The organism is Pseudomonas sp. M30-35 (assembly GCF_002163625.1).
Lineage (GTDB): Bacteria > Pseudomonadota > Gammaproteobacteria > Pseudomonadales > Pseudomonadaceae > Aquipseudomonas.
Genome location: NZ_CP020892.1, coordinates 2,187,603 through 2,213,195, shown reverse-complemented (window position 1 = coordinate 2,213,195; position 25,593 = coordinate 2,187,603). Strand labels below are relative to the sequence as shown.

Annotated in this window: 21 protein-coding genes and 1 tRNA gene; 8 read left to right on the top strand and 14 right to left on the bottom strand. The window is 51.7% G+C overall.

The window, feature by feature from the left end; translation table 11 throughout:
- Positions 1-193 precede the first annotated feature (193 nt).
- Together B9K09_RS10300 and B9K09_RS10295 are read right to left on the bottom strand one after the other, a co-directional pair.
- Positions 194-2,917 carry a LuxR C-terminal-related transcriptional regulator gene (locus B9K09_RS10300; protein WP_087516719.1) on the bottom strand — a complete coding sequence of 908 codons (2,724 nt, stop codon included), beginning with the start codon at positions 2,915-2,917 and terminating at the stop codon, positions 194-196.
- The gene (locus tag B9K09_RS10295; protein WP_371917455.1) at positions 2,914-5,628 is read right to left on the bottom strand and encodes a LuxR C-terminal-related transcriptional regulator; all 2,715 of its coding nucleotides are present in this window, start codon (positions 5,626-5,628) and stop codon (positions 2,914-2,916) included. The genes B9K09_RS10300 and B9K09_RS10295 overlap by 4 nt, the downstream gene beginning before the upstream one ends.
- Before the next feature lie 170 nt (positions 5,629-5,798).
- Here B9K09_RS10295 and pabB point away from each other — a divergent pair, with 170 nt between their 5' ends.
- Positions 5,799-7,145: an aminodeoxychorismate synthase component I gene (gene pabB, locus B9K09_RS10290; RefSeq protein ID WP_087516718.1), complete on the top strand. Its 1,347-nt coding sequence runs from the start codon at positions 5,799-5,801 to the stop codon at positions 7,143-7,145.
- A 60-nt stretch (positions 7,146-7,205) separates the two neighbouring features.
- Here pabB and thrH read toward each other — a convergent pair whose 3' ends face one another.
- Positions 7,206-7,823, bottom strand: coding sequence for a bifunctional phosphoserine phosphatase/homoserine phosphotransferase ThrH (gene thrH, locus B9K09_RS10285; protein WP_087516717.1), 618 nt, complete (start codon positions 7,821-7,823; stop codon positions 7,206-7,208).
- Between the two features lie 189 nt (positions 7,824-8,012).
- On the opposite strand from thrH, the gene B9K09_RS10280 reads away from it, so the two are divergent.
- A complete protein-coding gene (locus B9K09_RS10280) occupies positions 8,013-8,747 on the top strand; it encodes a phosphoadenylyl-sulfate reductase (RefSeq protein ID WP_087516716.1) in 735 nt (244 codons plus the stop codon).
- Positions 8,748-8,813: 66 nt separating this feature from the next.
- Here the strand turns inward: B9K09_RS10280 and cysB are convergent, their stop codons facing one another.
- The 4 genes from cysB to B9K09_RS10260 all read right to left on the bottom strand — a co-directional run bounded on the left by cysB (position 8,814) and on the right by B9K09_RS10260 (position 12,509).
- A complete protein-coding gene (gene cysB / locus B9K09_RS10275) occupies positions 8,814-9,788 on the bottom strand; it encodes an HTH-type transcriptional regulator CysB (RefSeq protein ID WP_087516715.1) in 975 nt (324 codons plus the stop codon).
- 170 nt (positions 9,789-9,958) lie between these two features.
- Complete coding sequence (locus B9K09_RS10270; protein ID WP_087516714.1) at positions 9,959-10,471, bottom strand: universal stress protein; 513 nt, start codon at positions 10,469-10,471, stop codon at positions 9,959-9,961.
- 168 nt (positions 10,472-10,639) lie between these two features.
- Positions 10,640-11,545: a 5'-nucleotidase gene (locus tag B9K09_RS10265; RefSeq protein WP_087516713.1), complete on the bottom strand. Its 906-nt coding sequence runs from the start codon at positions 11,543-11,545 to the stop codon at positions 10,640-10,642.
- 7 nt (positions 11,546-11,552) lie between these two features.
- Positions 11,553-12,509 carry a putative 2-dehydropantoate 2-reductase gene (locus tag B9K09_RS10260; protein WP_087516712.1) on the bottom strand — a complete coding sequence of 319 codons (957 nt, stop codon included), beginning with the start codon at positions 12,507-12,509 and terminating at the stop codon, positions 11,553-11,555.
- Positions 12,510-12,948: 439 nt separating this feature from the next.
- On the opposite strand from B9K09_RS10260, the gene B9K09_RS10255 reads away from it, so the two are divergent.
- Positions 12,949-14,025 (top strand): 3-deoxy-7-phosphoheptulonate synthase, encoded by a 1,077-nt coding sequence (locus B9K09_RS10255; RefSeq protein ID WP_177408719.1) that lies wholly within the window; start codon positions 12,949-12,951, stop codon positions 14,023-14,025.
- A gap of 106 nt (positions 14,026-14,131) precedes the next feature.
- On the opposite strand, the gene B9K09_RS10250 is transcribed toward B9K09_RS10255, so the two are convergent.
- Together B9K09_RS10250 and B9K09_RS10245 are read right to left on the bottom strand one after the other, a co-directional pair.
- Positions 14,132-14,614: a GAF domain-containing protein gene (locus B9K09_RS10250; RefSeq protein ID WP_087516710.1), complete on the bottom strand. Its 483-nt coding sequence runs from the start codon at positions 14,612-14,614 to the stop codon at positions 14,132-14,134.
- Positions 14,607-15,500, bottom strand: coding sequence for an ATP-binding protein (locus tag B9K09_RS10245; RefSeq protein ID WP_087516709.1), 894 nt, complete (start codon positions 15,498-15,500; stop codon positions 14,607-14,609). The genes B9K09_RS10250 and B9K09_RS10245 overlap by 8 nt, the downstream gene beginning before the upstream one ends.
- 314 nt (positions 15,501-15,814) lie before the next feature.
- Between B9K09_RS10245 and B9K09_RS10240 the strand changes: the two genes are divergently transcribed.
- Positions 15,815-18,130, top strand: coding sequence for a response regulator (locus B9K09_RS10240; RefSeq protein ID WP_087516708.1), 2,316 nt, complete (start codon positions 15,815-15,817; stop codon positions 18,128-18,130).
- Here B9K09_RS10240 and B9K09_RS10235 read toward each other — a convergent pair.
- Positions 18,114-18,575: a MarR family winged helix-turn-helix transcriptional regulator gene (locus B9K09_RS10235; RefSeq protein ID WP_087516707.1), complete on the bottom strand. Its 462-nt coding sequence runs from the start codon at positions 18,573-18,575 to the stop codon at positions 18,114-18,116. The genes B9K09_RS10240 and B9K09_RS10235 overlap by 17 nt on opposite strands.
- Entirely contained in the window at positions 18,572-19,057 is a 486-nt protein-coding gene (locus B9K09_RS10230; protein ID WP_087516706.1) for a glutathione peroxidase, read from the bottom strand. Before B9K09_RS10230 ends, B9K09_RS10235 begins: the two co-directional genes overlap by 4 nt.
- A 305-nt stretch (positions 19,058-19,362) precedes the next feature.
- Between B9K09_RS10230 and B9K09_RS10225 the strand changes: the two genes are divergently transcribed.
- The 4 genes from B9K09_RS10225 to B9K09_RS10210 all read left to right on the top strand — a co-directional run bounded on the left by B9K09_RS10225 (position 19,363) and on the right by B9K09_RS10210 (position 22,634).
- Complete coding sequence (locus tag B9K09_RS10225) at positions 19,363-20,574, top strand: pyridoxal phosphate-dependent aminotransferase (RefSeq protein ID WP_087516705.1); 1,212 nt, start codon at positions 19,363-19,365, stop codon at positions 20,572-20,574.
- 73 nt (positions 20,575-20,647) lie between these two features.
- Positions 20,648-21,100, top strand: a complete 453-nt coding sequence (locus B9K09_RS10220) for a hypothetical protein (RefSeq protein WP_087516704.1) — start codon at positions 20,648-20,650, stop codon at positions 21,098-21,100.
- Between the two features lie 88 nt (positions 21,101-21,188).
- On the top strand, positions 21,189-22,061 hold the full coding sequence (gene htpX, locus B9K09_RS10215; RefSeq protein WP_087516703.1) for a protease HtpX: 873 nt from the start codon (positions 21,189-21,191) through the stop codon (positions 22,059-22,061).
- A 186-nt stretch (positions 22,062-22,247) separates the two neighbouring features.
- Positions 22,248-22,634 (top strand): transcriptional regulator, encoded by a 387-nt coding sequence (locus B9K09_RS10210; protein WP_087516702.1) that lies wholly within the window; start codon positions 22,248-22,250, stop codon positions 22,632-22,634.
- 40 nt (positions 22,635-22,674) lie between these two features.
- Here B9K09_RS10210 and B9K09_RS10205 read toward each other — a convergent pair whose 3' ends face one another.
- The 3 genes from B9K09_RS10205 to B9K09_RS10195 form a co-directional block, all read right to left on the bottom strand.
- Complete coding sequence (locus B9K09_RS10205; protein WP_087516701.1) at positions 22,675-23,325, bottom strand: thiopurine S-methyltransferase; 651 nt, start codon at positions 23,323-23,325, stop codon at positions 22,675-22,677.
- A gap of 220 nt (positions 23,326-23,545) precedes the next feature.
- Positions 23,546-25,408 (bottom strand): SurA N-terminal domain-containing protein, encoded by a 1,863-nt coding sequence (locus B9K09_RS10200; RefSeq protein WP_087516700.1) that lies wholly within the window; start codon positions 25,406-25,408, stop codon positions 23,546-23,548.
- A gap of 97 nt (positions 25,409-25,505) precedes the next feature.
- Positions 25,506-25,582, bottom strand: a tRNA-Asp gene (locus B9K09_RS10195).
- Positions 25,583-25,593 lie beyond the last annotated feature (11 nt).

Below are 25,593 nucleotides of genomic sequence, written 5' to 3'. Positions count from 1 at the left end.
TATTGACTCCTGTCGCTAGCAGCAGGAACGACAACCTACGTCGCTATTCGAGATGACATTGCTTCCGTAGTCATGTCACCTCGAACTCTCGATGCTGTTGCATCTAGTCCTGCCTTAAACCTACTGTTGCAATCCGCTGCTGCCTCCCTAACCAAGGGATGGAGGATCAAATCAACACATGATTACAAGGCAACTATGCCTCACTCAACAACCCTAAACTCTTACCTTTGAGTACTGCCTGGGTGCGACTACGCACGCCCATTTTTGAAAACAGGTTATGTAAGTGCCATTTGATAGTCGCTTCTGATAGATGCACTGCTTGTGCAATATCGCGGTTAGATAAGCCTGCACCCACGAACCGAAGAATCTCTCGCTCCCTGTGGCTAACATCTTGATTATCATCAAGTTTCTGGTAATCAATCGAAAATTTTCGGCATTGATCACGAAGCATTTCGGCTAATGGCTGCCACGCTTCGGCCGCAGACTTATCCGCAGAAATCCATGCATCCATTACGGGCATTAACCAGATAGCATCGTCGATAAACAAACGCTGATAGCCGCGGCTTACTCCACTTTCAACGACTTCTTTAAGCAAGTCGAACGAGCGCTGGGTGTTACCCTTTCGCCAATAAGCCACTGAAAGTAACAGGCACACCCTTAAGTTTCGATCACTCATGGGCATGCTGTTATCCCCCGCCAAACAGGCTTCAAGTGCCGCCAGAGCCTTGTCCGCCCGTCGCTCAGAGAGCGACAGACGCGCCTCAGCTAAAATCAAGCTGATACTCGCGTTTGCGTGACGCTGCGTAGGCAGGATTGCGAGGTGTTGTTTAAGCTGCAGACAAATACGCTCGGCTTCATTGGGCCTACGCAACCACAACAAGAACTGGACCTTGCAGCTCATCGCCTGTGCATATACGCGCTCATAGCCTGGAGCATGCAAGCTAAGAAGCCACTCATCAAGCTCATGCAGCGCTTGATCACAGTACCCCTCATAAAAGCGCTTACGCACAACGACTAACTGACCACGGCTTATTAGCTCAACCGGTGTGACAACATCACGCCAGGCGGTCGCTTGCGCAATCTCATTCAAAGCGTCTTTGTCCACGTCCTGCTCATAAAGAATATCGGCAGAGGCCAACCACAGAGGTCCTCCCACGCGGCTCTGCTCGCCAAGGAAACAACCTGTCAATTCGCGTGCACGCTCAGCGATCTCTGCCCCTTTGCGTAGCTCACCAAGCTCCGTGCACAAGCAAACCTCAATCAGACTCGTGACAACGTTCAGATAATCACTGTGGCATTCGCTGAGCTTCGAGCGCGCAGCAAATATTGCTTTTGAAGCCTCTGCATAGGCTCCCTGAAGCGTATAGCAAGCCGCTTGTAAACATGACAAGCAGGCAGCAAACAAAGGCTGTGAGTTAGGTACCAACTTCAGCCAATGCGCCGTCACTTTTAGGCAGCATTCGAGCTTGTCTTGATAAAGCAAGACCAGGGCTTTGATGATTTGCGTGGCCGCAAGCAACTCAACAAAGCAAGGTCGCATTTCCTCGATACTGCCATCCTTCAAGTGCGAGCTGATTTCCTCAATCAATGACTCTGACTCAGCGTACTTTTGCTCGAATGCTAGCTGCCATGCGAAGAATATTTGGAAAACGCAATACTCCTGAATAACTTCGATCGGAATAGCCTGCAAACAGCTGAGAACTTGATAAACCTTTTCCTCGGCAATAACTTTCCAGCCATGCGTCTCAAGCAATTGTGCAGCAAAAGCATAATCACGCGAATAGACGGCATATTTAATCGCCTTTTCTGGCAGCTCCCTTGACTCACACCAATGCGCTGCAGCATGCAATAAATGAGTAGGGCTTTCAGTTTTTTCCAATCGACGCTGAAGGTATTCTGCGAACAAGGGGTGATAGCGATACCAACCATCCTTGCGCGTTGCTTCAACAATGAACAATTGCTCATCACATAAGTATTTTATGGTTTTTTGCGCATCGTCCCTGTCTGTCAATGCGTTACATAATTCAGCATTGAACTCATCCAGCACCGACGTAAAGTTTAGAAAGCGCTGTAACTCAAGCGGCAAATCAACCAATACATCTTCACTGAAGTAGTCCGCAAGATTGCGTTCAGTGCCCGGCATATTCGCTGTCGGCGTGAAACGCCGACTCAGAGTAGGGATCATAAGCGACGCTAAATGCAGGGCCGTCACCCAGCCTTCTGTTTGCGCATACACCTTGGCAATGTCTGCGTCACTGGCCTGAATGGATTTGATATCACGATAGTATTGATGCACTTCATCCTGACTAAAGCGCAAATCATCAACATTAAACCAGCAAGAGTTGCTGCTGCTAACGGAGTCAGCACAAAACATTCCGACCTTAAAACGTGTGCTAACCACGAAGTGAACATGGCTTGGAACGTCGTTAAGCGCCGCGGCTATAAGCCCAACGAAACCGCAACCATGAAGATGATGGAAGTCGTCCATTATCACATAGAGCTCGTCACCCACTTGCTGTAGGTTGCTGACAAATAACTCCAACAGCTGACGATCTGGCAGTGCATTGTTGCCGGTCACGGTTGGCATAATAGGTTCTGCAAACGCAGGAAGCTGTTGGGTAATTGCTTTGCACAAATAACTTAATAAACGCTTTAGATCAGTATCTAACGCATCACAAGACAGCCACGCAACCTTCGCCCCTTCAGCCAGCAACCGCTGACGATACTCGGTTAGAACTGCGCTTTTTCCGTAGCCAGCTGGAGCGCTCAATACCATTAAATGCTTTTCGCGTGCGCTATACATTTTATCGATCAGAGCGGTGCGCGGCATTAATTTGGCTACGTCGAAACTTTCCGGCTTAAGCTTGCTTGGCAAAACACTGAAATCTGGAGAAGCTAATACATTTTGAGTATTCATGATCCCAACATCCCCAGCTCGCGAGCACGTCTAATCGCTTGGGTGCGATTGCGTACTTTGAGCTTCTCGTAAATGTTATGCAGGTGCCACTTGACGGTACCCAGCGCGAGCGTCAGTTGCCGACCGATCTCATCGTTGGACATGCCTTGTGCCGCGAGCTTGATCACCTCCTGTTCACGCTCCGTCAGCTCTTCCTCAACAGTTTCCAGTAGACATTGAGCGGATTGCCCAGGCCAGAGGGTTAAGAGACCGCGAATAAACACCTGCAGCGCAGGTTGACGCTCAGCGGTTTCGAGTTGATGGAGCATGCTTCGAATTGCCTCGCCCTCCTCCAGAAATAAGCTTCGAATATCTTCTCGCTCGGCCGCGATCAAGCACTGAACTAACAAGCTCTGCGAGCGCTCTTGATATCCCAGTTGCTGGTAACTAAGAGCAGCCAAAAGATCCAAACGAATGCGTTCAAGCCCCTCCCAGTCATCCAGAAGCATTCCACGTAGCTGCGTTATTTCATGCAGTGCTTCACTGAAGTGCCCACGTGTTTGCTGCAAACGAGTCCGTGATAAACCCTGAACCCAAAGCACCGGATTCAAGCGCATGTGTGTGTAGTTGGTCGCTAGCTCAGTCCAATTAATGCTCTTTAAACGCTGCTCGGCGCGCTTTACCCGGTCATCACCTGCATCTTGCAAAATACGCAGAATCTCATCTCCTACTGCTTGCGCGTAGAAACGCCAAGCCTTGTTCCGCGCAGCTAGATTTTGCATATATACCAATGTCGAGTGGGCTTCCTTGGTATTGCCATGCATGTGCTGGAGGTGCGCCAAACAGAGTGTGCCCTGTGCACAGATATCAACCGGGCTGATAACGTCAACAACTGACAGCATGCGTTTCAACGTTTCAGCCGTGCCCTCAAGCCTGCCCTGTTGATAGGCAATCAGGCACTGAGTAATTTTTGGCAGAACCAAGGCTTTAGACTTTTCGTTGAACCAGGAGATGGTGCGCTCTCGGAGGCGCTCAAAAAGTAGTTCTGCCTGCTTGATCTTGCCCTGCTCAATTAGCAGCATCACCTCAACATTAATCAGGTGCATTTGCAGGTAATTACCGGCAAGAAAGTGGTTTCTTTGATTGGCTAATGTCAGTAGCTTTCGTGCAGCCTCGTGCCATCCCATCATCACGTTGGCGAAAGCACCTATGACTAACATCGCAACTTCAAGAAACGCAGTCCGCGTACCCAGCTGAAACTCAACCCGGCGCGCTAGCTTGACGCAACAGCGCAGATCATCCTTTTGCAAAGCAATCAAAGACTTGATTGCCAGTGCAGCTAACATACTGTCAGTTAGCTGTGCTTTTGGGTCACCGTCCCCCCAACGTAGAAGAAGGTCATCAAGCGCACGATTTGCTTCGTCCAGCCCCAGATCCACGACGCGTGTCCACAGATCCCCAAGTACCAACACCGGGTATTTGACTGCAATTTCATCAGGTACGTACTGGCGCCATTTATGCACCAGGCTAAGCTGACCACGATTGATCAAACTCAGACCACAACCGTCAATTAACGCTGCCAATAACTCCAAATCTTGTGCGTGATAAGCATGTTCAATCGCAAAAGTTTGCATGTGGTTATTGGTGAACCACAAGCTGGCATTAAAATGGATTTGTTTAAAACGCTCAGCATCTTTTTGCCTCAAGCGTGCACGAAGAAACTCGGCGAAGAAGCGGTGAAATCGAAACCATTGACGGTCACGGTCAAGTGGAATCAAGAAGAGCTGTAAGTCCTCAAAGTTTTCCAGCAATTGCTGTCCGTCATCACAGCTGGTTAATGTAGATACCAAGCTGCCATTGAATCGTTGAACCACGCTCAAATTTAACAGTGCGTCTTGTTGTTCCGCTGGCAAAATATCGAACACGGCGCTGGACAAGTAAGTGCCAATCGAAGCCTGGTCACTCTGAAAGTCAAACAGTGCCTCAACTCTTTGCGAGTTTAGTTTTAACCACTCGCTAACCTGTAGTACACCCGTGATCCATCCTTCGGTGTAGCTGTATATTTTTCTGAAGGCCATAGCATCGAGATTATGCCCACTGCGCTGCAAGTAAAGTCGTGTCTCGTCTTCACTTAGTCGCAACTCACGCTCACCAATCTCGGTCAGATACCCCTTTGCGCGCCAGGTTGCCATACTGAGTTTCGGGCTCACTCGGGTACCAATGGCCAGCGAGAAGCCATCGGGCGCATAGTTGATGAGCCGGTTGATAGCACTCAGCAAATCGGGGTTGGTAATGAACTGGAAATCATCCAGCACCAGCAACAAAGGCCTCGGTAGCTTTAGGATATTTCCGAGCACAGATTCCATAAGCCGCACAGCGTCCATACTGGCTTCACTGGAGCTCAGTGCAGGGCATACATCCCCTAGCCCTGCATGAGTTGCATTCAAGGCATCAGACAGTAGCTGAAAAAAGCCTATCGACGTATTTGACTCTGCAGACAATGTTAGCCATGTAACACAGCTGTCACGGTCAGCACTTATTGTTGCTAGAGACACCAACTCGCGCGTCTTGCCGAAGCCCGCAGGGGCTGAGAGCAAAATCAAACGTGCAAGAGGTTGCGCCGAAAGCGCTGATTGAATGGTGGGTCTTGCGATATAACGTTCTGAAACAGCTGCCGGAACAATTTCTGATGGCAGATTACAATCCGCAGGCTGATCCAGCACTTCATTCATGTCATCCATGACCTGATCCCTGTGATTTATACGTTGTAATACGCGTTCATTTCCCTTGAACTGAGTTAATACTAATCAGCTCTGTGTTAGCACGCAAACCAAGCAACACCTATAGGCCCCACGGCGCTGGCGCTTTACAATGCATATTCATGCTTGTTTGAAAGCCATATATGCCAACTTTTCAGGTCCATGTTTTACCCTACAAAGCCGACCCTGGTTCATATTTCAGTCTCCTGAGAAATGCCCCTGGTGCAGTCCTGCTTGATGCCGGAAGACCCGTGGCACAGCATGGACGCTATGACCTTCTTAGCGCTTGGCCATTGGCTGAAATGTCACCATTTCCTACAGAATCGGCCAAAGACTTCCTGCAGAGACTACGTGTTGCAAGCAACACCCTAAGCACTGCTGACATACCTGAAGACCTCTGTTTACCCTTCGCCGGAGGATTAATGGGTTACTTCGGGTATGATTTCGGCAGGCGCCTGGAAACGATCACAGACCTTGCCGTAGATGACTTGAAGCTGCCTGACGCACGTGTCGGTTTGTATGCCTGGGCTCTTATAACAGACCACCTATCGCTTACCTCGCAACTGGTATTTCATCCGCAGGTAAGCCCTGATGAGCGGCGCCGACTGATTGATCTATTCGAATCACCCGTGACTAGGAATTCGAAGAGTTTCCAACTCACCGGCAGCTTCAAAGCTGACATCAGTCAGGACCAATACCACCAAACAATCAGAAAAATCCAAGCCTATATTCAGACCGGCGACTGCTACCAAGTAAATTTTGCTCAGCGTTTCCAAGCTCAGTATCAAGGTGACCCATGGATTGCGTATCAAGCACTACGCGCAGTTTGCCCGACCCCGTTTGCCGGTTTTCTAGCCCTGCCTGACGATGCGGCAATTATTAGCTTGTCTCCTGAACGGTTTATGCGCGTAAACCAAGGCAGGGTTGAAACCCGCCCCATCAAAGGCACGCGCCCACGCGAAACCGACCCAGACAAAGATGCAGCACAAGCATCCGAATTATTAGCCAGCACTAAAGATCGAGCCGAAAACTTGATGATCGTCGATCTGTTACGTAACGACCTTGGTCGCTGCTGCAAAATTGGATCGGTGCAAGTGCCTGAGCTTTTTGTGATTGAAAGCTATCCCAATGTTCATCACCTGGTTAGCGCCGTGACTGGCCAACTGGCGGAAGGTAAAGACCCACTCGACTTAATTGCCTGCAGCTTCCCAGGGGGCTCAATTACCGGTGCCCCCAAGATTCGTGCAATGCAAATAATTGATGAACTAGAAGATACTCGTCGTGGACTCTATTGCGGTTCGTTATTTTATCTGGATATACGCGGCGAGATGGACAGTTCCATTACAATTCGTAGCCTGCTTGCCAAAAACGGCACTATCACCTGCTGGGGCGGTGGCGGAATAGTTGCGGACTCGCAGTGGGAAGCTGAGTATCAAGAATCGCTGACCAAGGTTAATGTACTGATGCGTACGCTTGAACAACTCAAATAAACGCTTGCATCAATACAACAAACTCGCCTTGAGCGAGTTTGTTGTTATCACAACCAGGGCCTATAAGCTCAGTTGTCGATTTGATGCTTTGAGGAATTCGCGTTTCAATTCTTCAAACGTGTGCACGGCTGGAAATTGCGGAAACTCGCGGATCACATTGTCCGGAGCATGGAACAAAATACCGGCATGCGCTTCGCTGAGCATGGTTGTGTCATTGTACGAATCACCCGCTGCGATAATCCGATAGTAAAGGCTTTTCAGGGCAATAACCGACTGGCGCTTGGGGTCTTTTTGACGCAACTGGTAGCTGACAACACGATCATTTTCATCAGTGACCAGCTTATGGCAAAGCAAAGTAGGAAAGCCCAATTGACGCATCAACGGCTGCGAGAACTCATAGAAAGTGTCTGACAGAATGACGACCTGAAAACGCTCACGCAACCAGTCGACAAATTCAACTGCGCCATCAAGCGGCTTCAACGTAGCAATCACTTCCTGAATGTCGGATAGCTTCAAACCATGCTCGTCCAGAATGCGCAAACGTTGCTGCATCAGCACGTCGTAGTCAGGAATATCGCGGGTTGTCGCCTTAAGCGACTCGATACCGGTTTTCTCCGCAAAAGCGATCCATATCTCAGGTACCAGTACGCCTTCAAGGTCGAGACAAGCGATTTCCACAGGACACTCCTAGCTGTATTTTTATATGAAGACGGCACTCTAACGGCTACCTAAACACTGCGCAACGTACCTCTATATATACAAAACTATCAGTCACAATGGCAGTTGGTTATTTAGACGCATATCCACGATTTGTTAATATCGATGGCACAAAGCGCCAAGCGCCATGAGAATTAGGAACAGCCCCTGATGAGTCACCCATTTGATATAGCTGAAACGGCGGCAACTTACGCCACAAAATCACCGCAAGAAATCCTCAAGCTCGCCTTCGAGCATTTTGGCGACGAGCTGTGGATTTCTTTCAGTGGTGCTGAAGATGTAGTGCTGCTGGATATGGCTTGGAAGATCAATAAAGGTGTCAAGGTCTTTAGCCTCGATACAGGTCGCCTACATCCCGAGACCTACCGTTTCATAGACCAGGTTCGTGAGCATTACGGCATCAGCATCGACATTCTATCGCCCGACCCTGCCGCGCTAGAGCCCATGGTCAAAGAAAAAGGCCTGTTCAGTTTCTACAAAGACGGTCATTCCGAGTGCTGTGGCATCCGTAAAACAGCGCCTTTACGACGCAAGCTGTCGACCGTAAAAGCCTGGGCGACCGGACAGCGACGTGATCAAAGCCCGAGCACACGCAGTGAAGTTGCAGTGCTTGAAGTTGATAGTGCCTTCTCTTTGCCGGATAGCCCGCTGTACAAGTTCAATCCATTGGCGCAAATGTCCAGCGAGGATGTGTGGAACTACATTCGCGCACTGGAGCTGCCATACAACACGCTGCACGAACGCGGTTTCATCAGCATCGGCTGTGAGCCATGCACCCGCCCTGTCCTACCCAACCAACACGAGCGCGAAGGTCGCTGGTGGTGGGAAGAGGCAACGCAAAAAGAATGTGGATTGCACGCTGGCAACATCATCAGCAAAATTTGATCAGTCCGCTCAAGTGAGCCTCAAACGAAAAAACCGGCAATTGCCGGTTTTTTTGTCGCTGATGAATCAATAGGTCGGCAGCTCAACGCCTTCAAACAATTCTTCAAGCTCAGACTTGTTATGGCACTGCACCGCCTTGGCTAATACTTCGCGAGTCAGGTGAGGGGCAAACTTCTCGATAAAGTCGCACATGAACCCGCGCAGGAAGGTGCCTCGACGGAAACCAATTTTGGTCACGCTCGGCTCAAATAACCCACTGGCATCAAGCACAACCAAATCAGGATCAAGCACCGCATCAACCGCCATTTCTGCGACGATCCCAACCCCCAGACCAAGACGCACGTAGGTTTTGATCACGTCAGCATCTGCTGCGGTAAACACCACCTTGGGCGTCAGGCCACGATGACTGAAGGCCTCATCAAGCTTGGAGCGCCCGGTAAAACCAAACACATAGGTCACAATGGAATGCTCAGCCAAGGCTTCCAACGTTAGTTTCGGCAGCTTCGTGAGTGGATGCCCTTGCGGCACAATCACGCAGCGATTCCAGCGATAGCACGGCATCATTACCAGGTCGTTGAACAGCTCAAGTCCTTCTGTTGCAATGGCGAAATCAACCGTTCCATCAGCGGCCATTTCGGCGATCTGCAACGGCGTTCCCTGGTGCATGTGCAGAGATACATCAGGGTATTGCTTGATAAAACCACTGATCACCTTGGGCAATGCATAGCGTGCCTGAGTATGGGTGGTGGCAATTGATAGCGTGCCCTTCTTTTCATTGGAGAATTCCTGGGCGATCTGCTTGATGCTTTCGACCTTGCGCAGAATTTCGCCTGCGGTGGTAATAATTCGCTCACCTGCTGGCGTTACCCGAGTCAGGTGCTTACCGCTGCGTGCGAAGACTTCAACTCCCAGCTCATCCTCCAGTAGACGAATCTGCTTACTGATACCCGGTTGTGAGGTGTACAAACTCTGTGCAGTAGCAGACACGTTGAGATCGTGGTGCGCAACTTCCCAGATGTAGCGCAATTGCTGGAGCTTCATAACAATCCCTCAAAGCAGATAAGCGCCGTGCTAATTTCGGCTGCTTTATATAACCATAAGAACGGTTCAATCGTTCAATTTAGACGATTTTTTAAAAATTGCAGTTTTTAATCGTTATCTAGCAACCGCAGCAACCGTGGCTACGTTCACCCACAGCCCCATAACCTTGCTCAGAAAATAATCCCCACATCACCGCGGCTGCGATGTTGCAACATAGGCACCATGTACACTGGCACCTCGGCTAACTGCAGTAATCGTGTAGCCGTTCGGCCCATTGGAATCTCCAGTTCTGTTCCGTGGCTGTGACTGCCTATGACTAACAAATCCACTTCTAGTTTCTGCGCTTCAGTCAATATCACCTGCGGCGGATCGCCCTGCACCACGCGTACAGCTCGGATCAGCGCAAGGTCGTCCAGAGAATCGGCTATTTCATCTTTGAAACCTTCCAAGACTCGCGCCTCAATTCCTGCCATCACTGTTTCCAGGCCGTTATGGCGAAGCGTTTTCAAATGCTCCTCATCGAGATAGGTTTTAAGTACTGATTCTGCAAATAACCCCATGGGCTCCACAGCATGGATCACATACAAGCTGGCATTGAATGCTCGGGTCATGGCTAACGCATGCTGCAATACATACGGCGCGTAGAGCCCAAGGTCGGTGGCATAGAGAATAGTTCGGATCATGCTGGCTCCTTGTACCCGCATGACGGGTCATACTTGAGCTTAGCAGTGACGCCAGCATGTCAATTTAAAAGCGCGCTTAAATAAGATCAGTGGAAGCCTGTAAGCTCATGTGCCAAGGGCCTCACAGTTCAGGGCAGGTCATAAAAGCACGACCTCAAGGCTTACGAATTACTCCTGCAATTCGTTACTCACGCCGTGCGGCACGTGACCGGTGGCGACAACTTCACGGGCCTTTTCGCAGTGGCTGGCCTGGTCGTCAAAAAACACATCGGCACCAAATGTGTCGAGAATCGATGATTTATCCAGGCCACCGAGAAAAAACGACTCATCCAAGCGGATATTCCATTCGCGCAAGGTGCGGATAACGCGCTCGTGAGCAGGCGCAGAACGTGCAGTAACCAGCGCCGTGCGTATAGGGCAAGACTCTTCGGCAAACTCTTGCTGCAACTTGTGCAAGGCCGCAAGAAACGGTTTGAACGGCCCACCACCGAGTAACTCCCGGGCGGACAGCTTCTCATGACTTTGAAACGCCTCAAGCCCGCCTGACTGATAAACCCGCTCAGACTCATCAGAGAACAAAACCGCATCGCCATCAAAGGCAATCCTGAGTTCATTGCTCGCTTCTCGCCGGCTACCACCAGAGAGGATTGTCGCAGCGCCAAAACCTGCACGTAGCGCGCTACGGACATCATCTGCATGGGTCGATAAAAACAGATGGCAACCAAACGCCGCCAAATAGGGATCAGGGCTACGACCGCCGACAAACGCAGCTCGTGATATGCCCAGCCCGTAATGTTGAATTGAGTTGAACGCGCGCAATCCGGTATCGGCACTGTTGCGCGACACCAGAATCACCTCTACCCGCTGTTGCCCCAAGGTTTGATTGAGCGCGAGCAGTTTTTCGACCAACGCAAAGGCATCACCCGGCATGAGAATTTCATCCTCATGATCAATCTGATACTGGCGATAAGCCGCAACGCCTTCGCCGACATAGACTTTGTGACTTTCACGTAGATCGAACAAGGCGCTAGACGAAATCGCCAGGACCAATTTGTCGCCCAGAACCTTGCTCATAGTGACCTCAATTTTGAGTATTGCGTTGATCTATAAATTGCAGTGCTTGGTACAACGCTTCAATACGTGGCATTGAGCATCCAGCCGCAGTTGCCGCAGCGAGCGGCGCGGCATAAATCGCGTGTAGCTCTAGCGGTCGGCGGTGTTTGTGATCATGGTACATGCTAGGCAAGTAATCAGGCATACGCTCTGTGGCCTTAAGCATTTTCGCGGCGAAATCAGCTGGAATTTGATAGCCGCACGCAGCGGCGCCAGCAACGACCTCACCCATGATCGAAGCGATCAAGGCACGACTGTTCAGGTCGCCCATCAACGCAGTGGTGCCTGCATTGAGCAACACGGACAAACCGTTATACGGCACATTCCACACCAGTTTTTTCCAGCGTGCCTCTGCCAACTCAGTTGCGGCCATGGCGTCAACGCCCGCAACATTGAACATCGCGGCCCCATCAGCCGTAATCTGCTGACGTTCCTCTGCCGTTGCTGGACCTGAGTGATAACCAATGTTTACCGTGCCCAGTGCTTGATGCTCAATGACCCCGGCGGCTGCACGATGCACACAAATCAGACACAAACCACCGAGCAAATGCAGATTGGCTGGCAGCAAAGGTCGCAACTCATCTTCAACCGCCAAACCATTTTGCAACAACAATACCTTGGCTCCGTCGGCAGCCGCACGGGTAATCGCAGGAACTAAAGACGCATTGCTACTGGTTTTGGCGCCCACCAGCAACCAATCGCAACGCGGCATATCCTCTGCATTTTTATAGGCTTGAACGGGATGCAGGGCCAGTGGCCCGTGCACAGCACTATTGAGCTGAAGACCATTAGTGGCGACTGCTGAGTACTCGCTGCGCAGCAGAAAGTGCACATCGAAACCTGCTCTTGCGAGCATCAAGCCATAAAAACCACCAATGGCGCCGGTACCAATAATGCCGATGCGTGGACGTTGTGTTGTGGACATCAAGGAAACTCCTCTGATGGATACGAAAAAGCTGTATCCAAAGCAATACGCAGATCACCTGCTCGTAACGGACAATTCAATTGATCATAAAAACTGCCACCTTTAACTGCAAACAATGCTGGCAAGTTAAATACTTCATAACGCTGAGCCATACTGGGATTATTCGCAGCGCCGATCCAACTAATGGCGCAATGGGCAACCCCGTCTCAGTTAACACCTGATGGACACTGGTTTCGCCCCTGCAAAGCCCTTAATCGCAGATTAATGTGCCGAACCGTGATTAATCTGCCGCACAATTGCTTTCAACCATTGTCGAGCCCGCCTGTTACGCGATAAGGTTCTGTTTCCCCGCTGTGCTCATTATTGCTGTGCTCCGCCACACGGGGAACGCTGGCGGCCGGCACCCGTGACCTGACGAATCTGACTGATGAATAGCACGATGGCTGATTTACCGATTGATGACCTGAACGTTGCGTCCAACGAAACGCTCATTACCCCCGAGCAACTCAAGCGTGAAATTCCGCTGACCGACTCGGCTCTGCACACTGTCGCCTCTGGCCGCGAAGTCGTACGTAACATTCTTGATGGTAAGGACCATCGTTTGTTTGTCGTCGTCGGCCCTTGCTCGATCCATGACATTAAAGCGGCACATGAATATGCCGAGCGCCTCAAGGTACTGGCGGCAGAAGTGTCTGACACGCTGTATCTGGTCATGCGCGTCTATTTCGAAAAACCACGTACCACCGTGGGCTGGAAAGGCTTGATTAACGACCCGTACTTGGATGACTCATTCAAAATCCAGGATGGCCTGCACATTGGTCGTACCCTGCTGCGCGATTTAGCCGAGATGGGCCTACCGACAGCAACCGAAGCCCTCGACCCAATTTCGCCTCAGTATCTGCAAGACCTTATTAGCTGGTCAGCGATTGGCGCGCGCACCACTGAATCACAAACCCACCGCGAAATGGCCTCGGGCTTGTCTTCAGCGGTCGGTTTCAAGAATGGTACAGATGGCGGCCTTACCGTTGCGATCAACGCTCTGCAATCGGTTTCAAGCCCCCACCGTTTTCTCGGTATCAACCAGGAAGGCGGCGTATCGATCGTCACCACCAAGGGTAATGCATACGGCCACGTAGTGTTGCGCGGTGGTAATGGCAAGCCGAACTATGATTCGGTAAGCGTTGCGATATGCGAGCAAGAGCTAAGCAAGGCTGGAATCAAGCCTAACATCATGGTCGATTGCAGCCACGCCAACTCCAACAAGGACCCAGGCCTTCAGCCGCTGGTAATGGACAACGTTGCCAACCAGATTGTCGAAGGCAATCAATCAATTGTTGGCTTGATGGTCGAAAGCCACTTGGGCTGGGGCAGCCAGTCGATCCCTAAAGACTTGTCACAGCTTAAATACGGCGTATCGGTTACCGATGCCTGTATCGACTGGGAAAGTACAGAAAATACCCTGCGCAGCATGCATGCCAAGCTTAAAGATGTACTGCCTAAGCGTAAGCGCGGCTGAAACACCACGCTCATGGCCCAGCCAGGGGCCTGAGCGTTTTAGTTCGTAACTACCCATAAGCCCGCGTAAATGCGGGCTTATGGGTAGTTGGCTGACGCCGGATTAATCAGCAATCTGTCAGCCGTAAAAACACCTCAACCATTTGCTCGACACCGACTTGATCTTCAGCGGTGAAGCGACCCACTTTCGGACTGTCGAGGTCAAGCACGCCGATTAGGCGCCCGGACTTCAGCAGCGGTACGACCAGCTCGCTATTCGACGCACTGTCGCAAGCTATATGCCCGGCAAACGCATGAACATCTTCGATTCGCTGAGTTTGCTGGGTTTGTGCTGCTGCGCCGCAGACACCGCGCCCGAACGGGATACGTACACAGGCAACCTTTCCCTGAAACGGACCAAGCACCAGCTCATTGTCACGCGCCAGATAAAAGCCCGCCCAGTTCAAGTCAGGTATTTGCTGGAACAGAAATGCTGAAAACTGTGCTGCATTAGCAATAAAGTCTCGCTCATCTGCCAGCAAAGACTCCAGTTGCGCGACCAGCATCGGGTACTCTTCAACGCCTTCACCGGCGCGCTCTAACTCAAACATCGGCACTCTCTAAAAGTTGTAGCCCAACCCAATAACGGGCGAATTGATAAGCACAGCGACCATTACGATTACCGCGCCCTGTTGCCCAACGAATGGCTGCTTTTTCTAACGACTCATCCCAGACCCACTGCAAACCTGCCGCGCCAGCCTGTACCGTCACCCAATGGCGCACGACACTTAAAAAGTGGTTCTGGGTGAATGGGTAGAAGGATATCCATAGGCCAAAACGGTCTGACAAGGCAATCTTGTCTTCGACTGCCTCGCTGGGATGCAGCTCTGCGTCTACCATTTTGTAATTCTGGTTATCGCTTTCTTTTTCCGGCACCAAGTGGCGACGGTTCGATGTCGCGTAGAGCAAAACATTATCCGGCGCGCGCTCCAATGAGCCATCAAGCACGCTTTTGAGAATGCGATAATCACCCTCGCCCGCTTCAAACGACAAATCGTCGCAAAACAAAATGAAACGCTGCGTTAGCCCCGACAATGACTCGACCACACGCGGCAGATCCGCCAGATGATCACGCTCAATTTCAATCAACCGCAAACCATTGTCTGCATGGGCAGCCAGCAAGGCGCGAATCAGAGAAGACTTGCCTGTCCCCCTGGCGCCCCACAACAACGCGTGATTGGCCGGTAACCCGCGAACAAATTGCGCAGTGTTGCGCGACAATTGCTCACGCTGGGTATCGACGCCGATCAGATCAGTTAGCTGCAGATCGAGGCTCACATTGAGTGGCTGTAAAAAACCACCGCGCCCTTCTCGATGCCAACGTGCCGCCAAGCTGTGCTGCCAGTCAATCACTACCGGCTCTGCCGGTAACAGCGGTTCCAAGCGCGCCAATACACCTTCAGCACGCTGTATAAAATCTATTATCCGCGAATCCACAACTCACACTCCTGGACTTGGCAACTAACATTACTGCCTGCAGACGGGTATTTGTTTCGCAATCAACCCAGGGACACTTTGAAAGCGAGAGCATTTTAACGCTATGCGCCGTCTCAACTCACGACCTATTCCAAAAGCCCCCAGCGATACGACAGGGCTAGCAAGTTTACGCGCCTGACGCGGCATTTCAAAAATTTAAAGCTGCGATGTAAGCCACTGCGGCACACGACCAATAACAGATAAACTCAAGCTGTCAGCCCCACTGCAACATCAGCTATGCTTGCCCGCTGTAACTAATAGGCCGCCCAGCAATTATGCAAATATCGTTAACCCACCGCCTTTCTTATAAACAGGCCAGCCTTACTGTGTTGGTTGCGTTTATTCTTGGCACATTACTGAGCATTATTCAGGTGGGTATCGATTACGTCAGTGAAGACGCCTCCATCGACCGTGAGATTCAGGCATTACTCGATACCAGCTATAACCCGGCATCGCGCATTGCCTACAATATAGATGCTGAGCTGGCTCAAGAACTCGTCGCTGGTTTATTACGCTCACCTGCAGTGATCGATGCGAGCATCATCTCTACCGACAGCAGCCTCATGGCTCACGCTTCACGCCCAGCCAGCGTCAGCCAATACCGGTTTATCAGCGATTACTTATTCGGCGCACGCCGTCAATTTGAGCGAATGCTGCTGATTGATCGCGCCCCAGAAGAAAAACTCGGTTCACTGCGTATCGAAGTCGACACCTATGCGTTTGGCAGCAACTTTCTGCGCCGCTCGATGCTGACAATCATGACCGGCTTTGCCCGCACCTTACTGCTTTCCCTGATCCTGCTGATATTGTTTTATTTCATGCTGACCAAGCCGCTGATCGAGGTCGTCAAAGCGCTTAGCTCACGTAACGTCAACAGGCCCAATGCAGCCCCACTACCTTGCCCGCCCGGCCATGAGCACGATGAAATTGGCACATTAGTCGCTGTGGCAAACCAACAGCTAATCAGCATTGATGATGAAATCAAACAACGTAAAAATGCAGAGCAACGCCTCAACCAGTCCCTGCTTGAACTGGAAAGTGCCGTTGCACAGCGCACCACAGAACTGAAAGCAACCAACGCACGCCTGCTCAAGTCCAATCACGAGCTGGAACATGCCCAGCAACAAGCCTTGCAGACTGCACATAGCCGCGCCTCATTTCTAGCCAACATGAGCCATGAAATACGCACACCTTTGAATGGGTTGCTTGGCATGCTCTCGCTGGCACTCGACACCCCATCCAACAGCGAGCAACAGCAACAACTGAGCATTGCCCATCACTCCGGTAAAGTGCTGGTCGATCTACTCAATGATATTCTCGATCTGTCAAAGTTTGAGTCAGGCCAGCTACAACTCGAGCACATCTCATTCGACCTCAGGGCTCTGGTCGAAGACAAAGCCAGCCTACTCTCGCAAAACGCCAGCCCTGGTGTTGAGCTAACGTGCTTAATTGATCCTGAACTGCCAGCCGAAGTGTTTGGCGACCCAACACGGGTGGGACAAGTGATCAGCAACTTGATATCCAACGCCCTGAAGTTCACTCGCTTCGGGCGCGTTGACGTTCGTGTCAGGCCTGCGGGAGCAGACATCGAATTTATCGTGCGTGATACCGGTATCGGCATCACTGAAGACGCCTATGAATTGATCTTCGAGCCATTTGCCCAGGCTGATGCAGGCATTACCCGTCAATACGGCGGCACCGGCCTAGGCTTGGCGTTAAGCCGCCATCTGTGTGAAATAATGCAGGGGCAGCTTAACCTGCAGTCAAAACTCGGTTTTGGCTCAGAGTTTACAGCTCGCTTACCTCTTAAAGCCTCCGCCCCACCGACTGTTTATCAACCCTTGAACGGCAAAGTCATCAGCCTGACGTCAGTCAGCTCTGGCCTTAACGAAATGCTCAAGGTTCTGCTCCCGCATTGGGGACTTGAATATCAACGACTGGACACCGATGCCAGCCTGCTCGGACAGACTGCGGACATTGTCATCAGCGACTGTCCGGAGTGCCTTTACAGCACCCGACTTAACTGTCAGGCGCCGATCTTACTGGTCACTGCCTATGGCAGCTTTCTAGCGCCGGAGCAGGCAAAATCACTGGCTCCACTTGAGCAACTGGCACGCCCTCTGCCGCAAAAAGTATTGCGGCATGCCCTGGAACGCCACTTCAACACACAGCCCCGGGCACTGATAAACCGCCCAGAACAGTCTGCCGAAACTGACTACAAAGCTTGCGTGCTATTAGTTGAAGACAATCCAGTTAATCAATTAGTCGCCAAAGGCATGCTTATCAAGCTGGGCTATAAGGTGATCATCGCGAACGATGGCGAACATGCGCTCAAGCAACTCAACGAGCACGCCATCGATATCGTGCTGATGGACTGCAATATGCCGATTATGGATGGTTACGAGGCCAGCCGGCGCATTCGCCAGAGCGGTCTATACCTAAACCTGCCGATTATCGCGCTCACCGCCAACGCCCTTAGCGAGGAGCGCCAGAATTGCAAAGCCGCAGGGATGGACGATTATCTGGCCAAGCCATTTACCCGTGAAGAACTGATCACCGTTCTCGAAAACGGGCTCAATAACCGAGCATAGGCATCATACGCTCAAGCAGCCCGCCAACCTGAGCGCGCAACTCGTCCAGTTCATTCAAGTCGGCCCCTGACTCACAGATCAGTTGCGCTTTGAGCGGCACGACTCGTTCACGTAACTGCACACCTTGCGCGGTTAGCTTCAGGTTCACCGCCCGCTCATCAGTGGCTGAGCGCTGGCGAATCAACAAACCTTGCTGCTCCAGACGCTTCAGCAGTGGCGTCAAGGTGCCGGAATCGAGCAACAATCTTGCCCCCAGCGCTTTAACCGTCGGCTGCTTGGGCGCGGCTTGATGCCACTCCCACAGCACCAACATCACCAGATACTGCGGATACGTCAGCCCCAGTTGGTCGAGCATCGGCTTGTATGCACGCACAACAGCACGCGACGCGGCATACAGCTTAAAACAGAGCTGGTCATCAAGTTGCAGCGACAACTCAGGCTTCATTTCAGCAGTGCTTCAATCTCGTTAGCCAGATCTGCAGGCTTGGTCGTTGGAGCAAAGCGCTTAACCTGAGTGCCGTCTGCACTGAGCAGGAATTTGGTGAAATTCCATTTGATGCCTTTGCTGCCAAGCAAACCCGGGGCACGCTGCTTTAACGAGACAAACAGTGGATGGGCATCACTGCCGTTGACATCAATTTTCTTAAACAGCGGGAAACTCACACCAAAATTAAGCTCGCAAAACTGAGAAATTTCACCCTCATCCCCCGGCTCTTGCTTACCGAACTGGTTACACGGGAACCCCAGGATAACTAAACCCTGGTCTTTATAATTCTGCCAAAGTGTCTCAAGGCCTTTGTATTGCGGGGTGAACCCGCACTTACTGGCGGTATTGACCACCAAAACAGCTTTGCCTGCAAAATCGGCAAGGGTCTTTTGCTCACCCGTAATAGTGGTACAGGGGATATCAAATAATGTGTCAGTCACGGTATTTGCTCATATTGCAGTGATTTGAAATAAAGATAGCTCGCAATTAAATTGTACACAATCTAAATACATGACAGTTATGCCTGATATTCAGCTCACTCAACATGCCAAATACCCATGCATGCCAAGCCCGCTAATTTCTGGTCATCCCGTAACCCGCGCTTTAAACAAAAAAAGCCGGTTACGTCACTTTGCCTAAACCAGCCTGCAACGTATCATTCCAGCCCTGTCGCCCAGTGCCTTGTTACGGCCGCCTACGCCACCCTTGCCCGTGGGATTAGTTTTTTAATTCAGGATCACTTCACATGCAGGTCAGCAAATCGAACAAGCTCGCCAACGTCTGCTACGACATTCGTGGCCCTGTACTCAAGCATGCCAAGCGTCTTGAAGAGGAAGGCCACCGCATTCTCAAGCTGAACATCGGCAACCCTGCTCCGTTCGGTTTTGAAGCGCCTGAAGAGATCCTCCAGGACGTCATTCGCAACTTGCCTACAGCGCAAGGCTACAGCGACTCGAAAGGCTTGTTCAGCGCCCGCAAGGCAGTAATGCAGTATTACCAGCAGATGAATGTCGAAGGCATTGGCATCGAGGACATCTACCTCGGCAACGGCGTGTCCGAGCTGATCGTTATGGCCATGCAAGCATTGCTGAATAACGGCGACGAGGTGTTGATCCCAGCGCCTGACTACCCGCTCTGGACGGCCTCTGTGGCGCTCTCAGGCGGCAAGCCGGTGCATTACCTGTGTGACGAGCAAGCGGGTTGGTTTCCTGATGTTGCCGATATCCGTGCGAAAATCACGCCTAGCACCAAGGCGCTGGTGTTGATCAATCCAAATAATCCAACCGGTGCGGTCTACTCCAAAGAAGTCCTGATGGACATCGTAGAACTTGCCCGCCAGCACAACCTGGTGCTGTTCTCCGACGAAATCTACGACAAGATTCTCTACGATGATGCGAAGCACATCTGTACGGCCTCACTGGCTCCAGATGTGCTGTGCCTGACCTTCAATGGCTTGTCGAAATCCTATCGTATCGCGGGTTTCCGCTCAGGTTGGGTGGCTATTTCCGGACCTAAGCACCGCGCCCAAAGCTACATCGAAGGTATCGACATTCTGGCCAACATGCGCCTGTGCGCCAACGTACCCAGCCAACATGCCATTCAGACAGCTCTTGGCGGCTACCAAAGCATTAACGATCTGGTTCTGCCCAATGGCCGCCTGCTCGAACAACGTAACCGCACCTGGGAGCTGCTCAACGATATTCCAGGGGTTAGCTGCGTAAAGCCGATGGGCGCGTTGTATGCGTTCCCCAAGATCGACCCGAAAATATGCCCAATCCATAACGATGAAAAATTCGTCCTAGATCTACTCCTCTCGGAGAAATTGCTGATCGTCCAAGGCACCGCATTCAACTGGCCGTGGCCCGATCACTTCCGGGTCGTAACCCTGCCGCGGGTCGACGAACTGGAGCAAGCCATCGGCCGTATTGGTGGTTTCCTCAAAGGTTACAACCAATAACAGACTCTGCAGCGGTGGATTAACCAACGCTGCACCCCACTCCTGCTTTTGACAACCATCGGCGCCGACATTCATGGACCTGCAAATCGACGATTTCTATAAAGACGCAGCCGCCGGATTGCTCATGCTTTACCAAGCCTTTCCGCGCAAAATCGGTCTGTATATTGAGGATCTGATCGGACGTGAAGAGCCCGATGAATTCGGCCTACCCAGTAAACGTCACCAAAGCTGCCTCGGCACACAGCTATGGTTGGCTGATGAGGGCTATATTCGGTTTGAGTCGAGCATTGCCTACGACGCACTGGATCAGGCGGTACTCACCGAGAAAGGCTTTTTACGCCTGTCGCGCAGTGTTCCTCACGTGGTCAGCGATGACCCCGCACTGCCGCCAAGTGTGCGCCGCGTACACGCCACCCTGGCATTCCAGTTGCGCCAAGCCATCTCCCAACAAAACAGCGAACAGCTTGCCCGCCTGGCTCGCCTGCTCTTTACAAGCGATCTTGGCACCGGCAACGAAACAGCTTGAAATAGTCGCCCGGTTGAAGCCTGACCCCGGCGGCCTTATATAGCCTGCATACCGTGAACACCTATCCCTTGAGGAGTAGTTTCAAACCATGAAACGCATTTTCTTATTTCTAGCCACCAACATGGCTGTGTTGCTGATCGCCAGCATCACGTTGAAACTGCTAGGAGTTGATCGCTTCACCGGTCAAAACTACGGCAGCCTGTTGGCTTTCTGTGCGGTATTTGGTTTCGCAGGCTCGATCATTTCGTTGTTCCTTTCCAAGTGGATGGCGAAGATGAGCACCGGCACGCAAATCATCAGCCAGCCGCGCACCCGCCACGAGCAATGGCTGATGCAAACGGTTGAAGAGTTGTCACGCGAGGCGGGTATCAAAATGCCTGAAGTCGGCATTTTCCCGGCGTATGAGTCCAATGCATTCGCCACCGGCTGGAATAAGAACGACGCATTAGTCGCCGTCAGCCAAGGCTTGCTTGAGCGCTTCTCACCTGACGAAGTTAAAGCCGTACTGGCCCATGAGATAGGCCACGTTGCCAATGGCGACATGGTGACACTGGCCTTGATTCAAGGCGTGGTGAACACCTTCGTGATGTTCTTTGCGCGGATCTTCGGCAACTTCGTCGATAAGGCAATCCTGAAGAATGAAAACGGCCCAGGCATCGGTTACTTTGTGGCGACTATCTTCGCTGAACTGGTTCTGGGCATTCTCGCCAGCATCATAGTCATGTGGTTCTCGCGTAAGCGTGAGTTCAAGGCAGACGAGGCTGGCGCCCAACTGGCAGGCACCAATGCAATGATTGCAGCCCTACAGCGGCTGCGTTCCGAGCAAGGCGTACCGGTCGAGATGCCAAGCACCCTCGCCGCCTTCGGTATCAATGGTGGCCTGAAAAACGGTCTGGCTGGCCTACTGATGAGCCACCCGCCGCTTGAAGTCCGTATCGAAGCCCTACGTCAACGCGGCTAAATAACTAACAACAGATCAAGGCGACCTTCGGGTCGCTTTTTTATGGCTCAATCTTCTTAAATAGCCGCTAACCAGCAACCACCACTGATCCCAGTAACTGAACATCAGCAGCGCGCTACGGTCGACAATAATAGAGGACGCAATTTGTGCGGCCTTGTGACCCTCACGCCAGACAGGAGTACGACCATGAAGTACAACTGGGATCTTATCGAGCGCTTGCTGCAGCACGTACAAGGCTCAGCCAACGAACGCTTCAACCCGCGCAAGTACGCAGTGCAGCTTGCTGAAGAAGAGCAACGCGCGGGCGCTGGCAATATTGATGAGGACGAGCTCAAGGCACAGGCATGTGACTATGAAGCCTTGCTGCTTAAAGCCGAATTTATCGCCCCGCGGCCAGAAGCCGAAGGCGGCAATGGCGAGAACTTTGTCCTCACTGATCGCGGCTTACAGCTATTGAACATGATCGACAGCAGCTTCCCCGGCGAGCAACACCCTCGCGAAATACTCGACAGAGAAGGTCTCAGCGCGCTGGTACCCGAAATCTTTGACAAGCTCGCCGTCAAGGCAACCTAAATTCAAGGTAACCTAAGTTGCCCGGTGCCTGTGTTGCGCTCTAGCAACGGCGGAGTTGATACACCGACTCTTCGAGCGTCTCGAGCCCTCGATCGGCAAACCGCCGGTTGAACGCATCCTCGGTGCGCAGAAGCTGGCACTGCCAGCCTCTAGCAAATAACCGAGAAACCTCGGCATCAGTCACCGAGAATGGCGGGCCATCCATCTTCGCTTGATCGTAAATCAGTGTAACCAGCACACCTTGGCAGCCAACGGGCAAGATTAATTGCAGATGCTCTATATATTGAGCACGCATATCTTGCGGCAAGGCAATTAACGCGGCTCGATCATAAAAGCCCTTACAGCCTTCAAGTGACGAGGCGTCGAACTGAAAAAAATCGCCGCAGTAAATTTCAATCGACTTTGCGCGATAGACCTTGAATGCCCCTTCCTGGCTCACCAGAGGCTCAAGTTGCTGTTCCGCAAAAAAAGCCTCAACCGCAATCTGCGACAGCTCAACACCCGTCACGCGTAAACCTTGCGCAGCTAACCAGGTTAAATCCAGGGACTTACCGCACAACGGTACAAATACTTGATCTCCCGGCTGCAAACCGAGTGCAGACCAGCTTGCCTGCAAGTAACTATTGACCTCTTTCGCGTGAAAACCAATTTCATTGTTTTCCCAGCGACTTTGCCAAAAATCCGCCTGCATTGCCTGCCTCATCTAATTGCTGCGTGGACAATCATCTTCGCCCAAAGCCAATGCAAATACTATCGCCAGCCATAACATCGCTCATGCAATTCCGGGCAGGGTATTTATCGCCGTGATTAAGCGACGAGCCGCCTTCAACAGCCCCGGACAGCTCAATCGCACTGCAATAAAAAAGGCCGCTAAGCGGCCTTTTTTATCTTTCAGACTTTTGGCTTAAGCGTTAGAAACGCTCAATGTCCGCGTTAGCTTCAAGCTGCTTACGGTACGCCGCAAAGTCTTGCTGACCAATACGCGACGCGAGGAAGCGACGGTAAGTGGTTTTTTCTTCATCCGTTAGCGCTTGCTCTTGCTTGCTCACGCCGTCCAGACGAATGACCACAAAATCACCGCTGGCCAAGCTCACGCCAGTGTAGGTCGACTTACCATCATCAGCCGGTTTCGGCATGCGGAACAGCGCCTGCAATACGACAGGATCAACACCTTCCTGAGCACGGGTGGCAGCCTCAGTCACAGCCCACTGAGCTTGATCAGCCGCTGTGTCACCAGCAGAGAGCTCAGCAATTTGCTTCTCGCCAGCGGCCTTTGCCGCTTCACTGGCACGTACAGTAGTCAGGTGCTCACGGATGCTGTCGGCCACTTCCTCAAGCTTCAGTTGCTCAGGCTTGAGGTGATCTTTGACATGAACCACAACCGCAGTGCTTGGATCTAGCTCGATTACCGCACTGTTGCTGCCGCCCTCGAGCACATCGCTGCTATAAGCTGCTTCGACGACCTTGCGGTTGGCCAGGATGCCTTCGCCGCCTTCGCGACCAAATGGCTGACTGGTTTCAACTTTCAGGCCTAGCTCTTGCGCTGGTTGCGCCAGATCAGAAGCTTCGAATGCAGAGTCTTCAAGTTGCTTGGATGCCTCAACAAAACGTCTTTCGACTTTTTGTGCCTTGAGGTCGTTAACCAGTTTTTCTTTCAAGCTGTCGAAGCTAGGAACTTCTGGCGCTTGCACACCCAGCAGCTTGATTAAGTGCCAGCCGAAACTGCTGCGTACGGGTTCAGACACTTGATCTTTGTCCAGCGCGTACAGGGCCTTCTCAAAGTCAGGGTCATAAACACCAGGGCCCGCGTAACCGAGGTCACCACCGTTGTTGGCAGAACCCGGATCTTGCGACAGCTCTTTAGCTAAAGCAGCGAAATCTTCACCGTTTTGCAGGCGTTTCTGGATTTCCTCAATCTTGGCTTTGGCTTGGTCATCGCTGACCTCGTCATTAACTTCGATCAGGATATGCGCAGCATCACGCTGTTCTGCGAGATTGGCGATTTCGGTCTTGTAAGCATCCTGCAAGTCTTTGTCAGCGACTTCGACCTGATCAAAGAACGCGTCTTTTTTCAGCTCAACGTACTGCACGACAACTTGCTCAGGGCTCATGAACTGGCTGCTTTGCGCATCGTAATACGCTTTGACGTCATCATCACTGACCGTCACGGCTGCCGGGTCAACTTTTATCGTCTGCGTTGCGAAGTCACGAGTCTGCTTTTCCAGCGCGGCAAATGCCTGGACTTCTTCGTCGGTCACAAAGCTGCTGGCAGCTAAGCCTGCACGTAATTGGCCGATGACCATTTCCTGCTTGAGCATCTGACGGAACTGCATACGCGTGTAGCCCAACTGACGAATCACCTGGTCAAAACGGTCCGCATTAAATTTGCCGTCAACACTAAACTCAGGCGTCATCAAAATAACCTGGTCGAGCGCTGCTTCGGAGAAACCGAAATTAGCCTCAGTCGCACCCTGCAACAGTAGGTTGCGCTCAATCAGACCTTTGAGCGCAGCATCACGCAACAATTTCTCATTAAGCAGTGCGGGATCAAAGTTCTTGCCCAACTGCTGAACAAGCTGGCGGCGCTGCATTTCAACAGCTTGGCCAAGCTCATTTTGAGTAATTTTTTCGCCATTTACTTCGGCGGCATTCTGACCATTACTGGTGCCGGTAAAAATCGCATCGATGCCCGTCAAAGCGAGCAGCGCAACGATAATGCCGATAATGGTCTTGGCAATCCAACCTTGTGAATTGTCCCTAATATTCTGAAGCATGCATCCCCCAGAACGACTGTATAGATAAATCAGCCGCGCAGTGTGGGTAAGTTCCGGATAGAAGAAAGGCGCATCCGAGGATGCGCCTTCTCGTAACTGGCGGAGCGGACGGGACTCGAACCCGCGACCCCCGGCGTGACAGGCCGGTATTCTAACCGACTGAACTACCGCTCCGCTGTCAGATC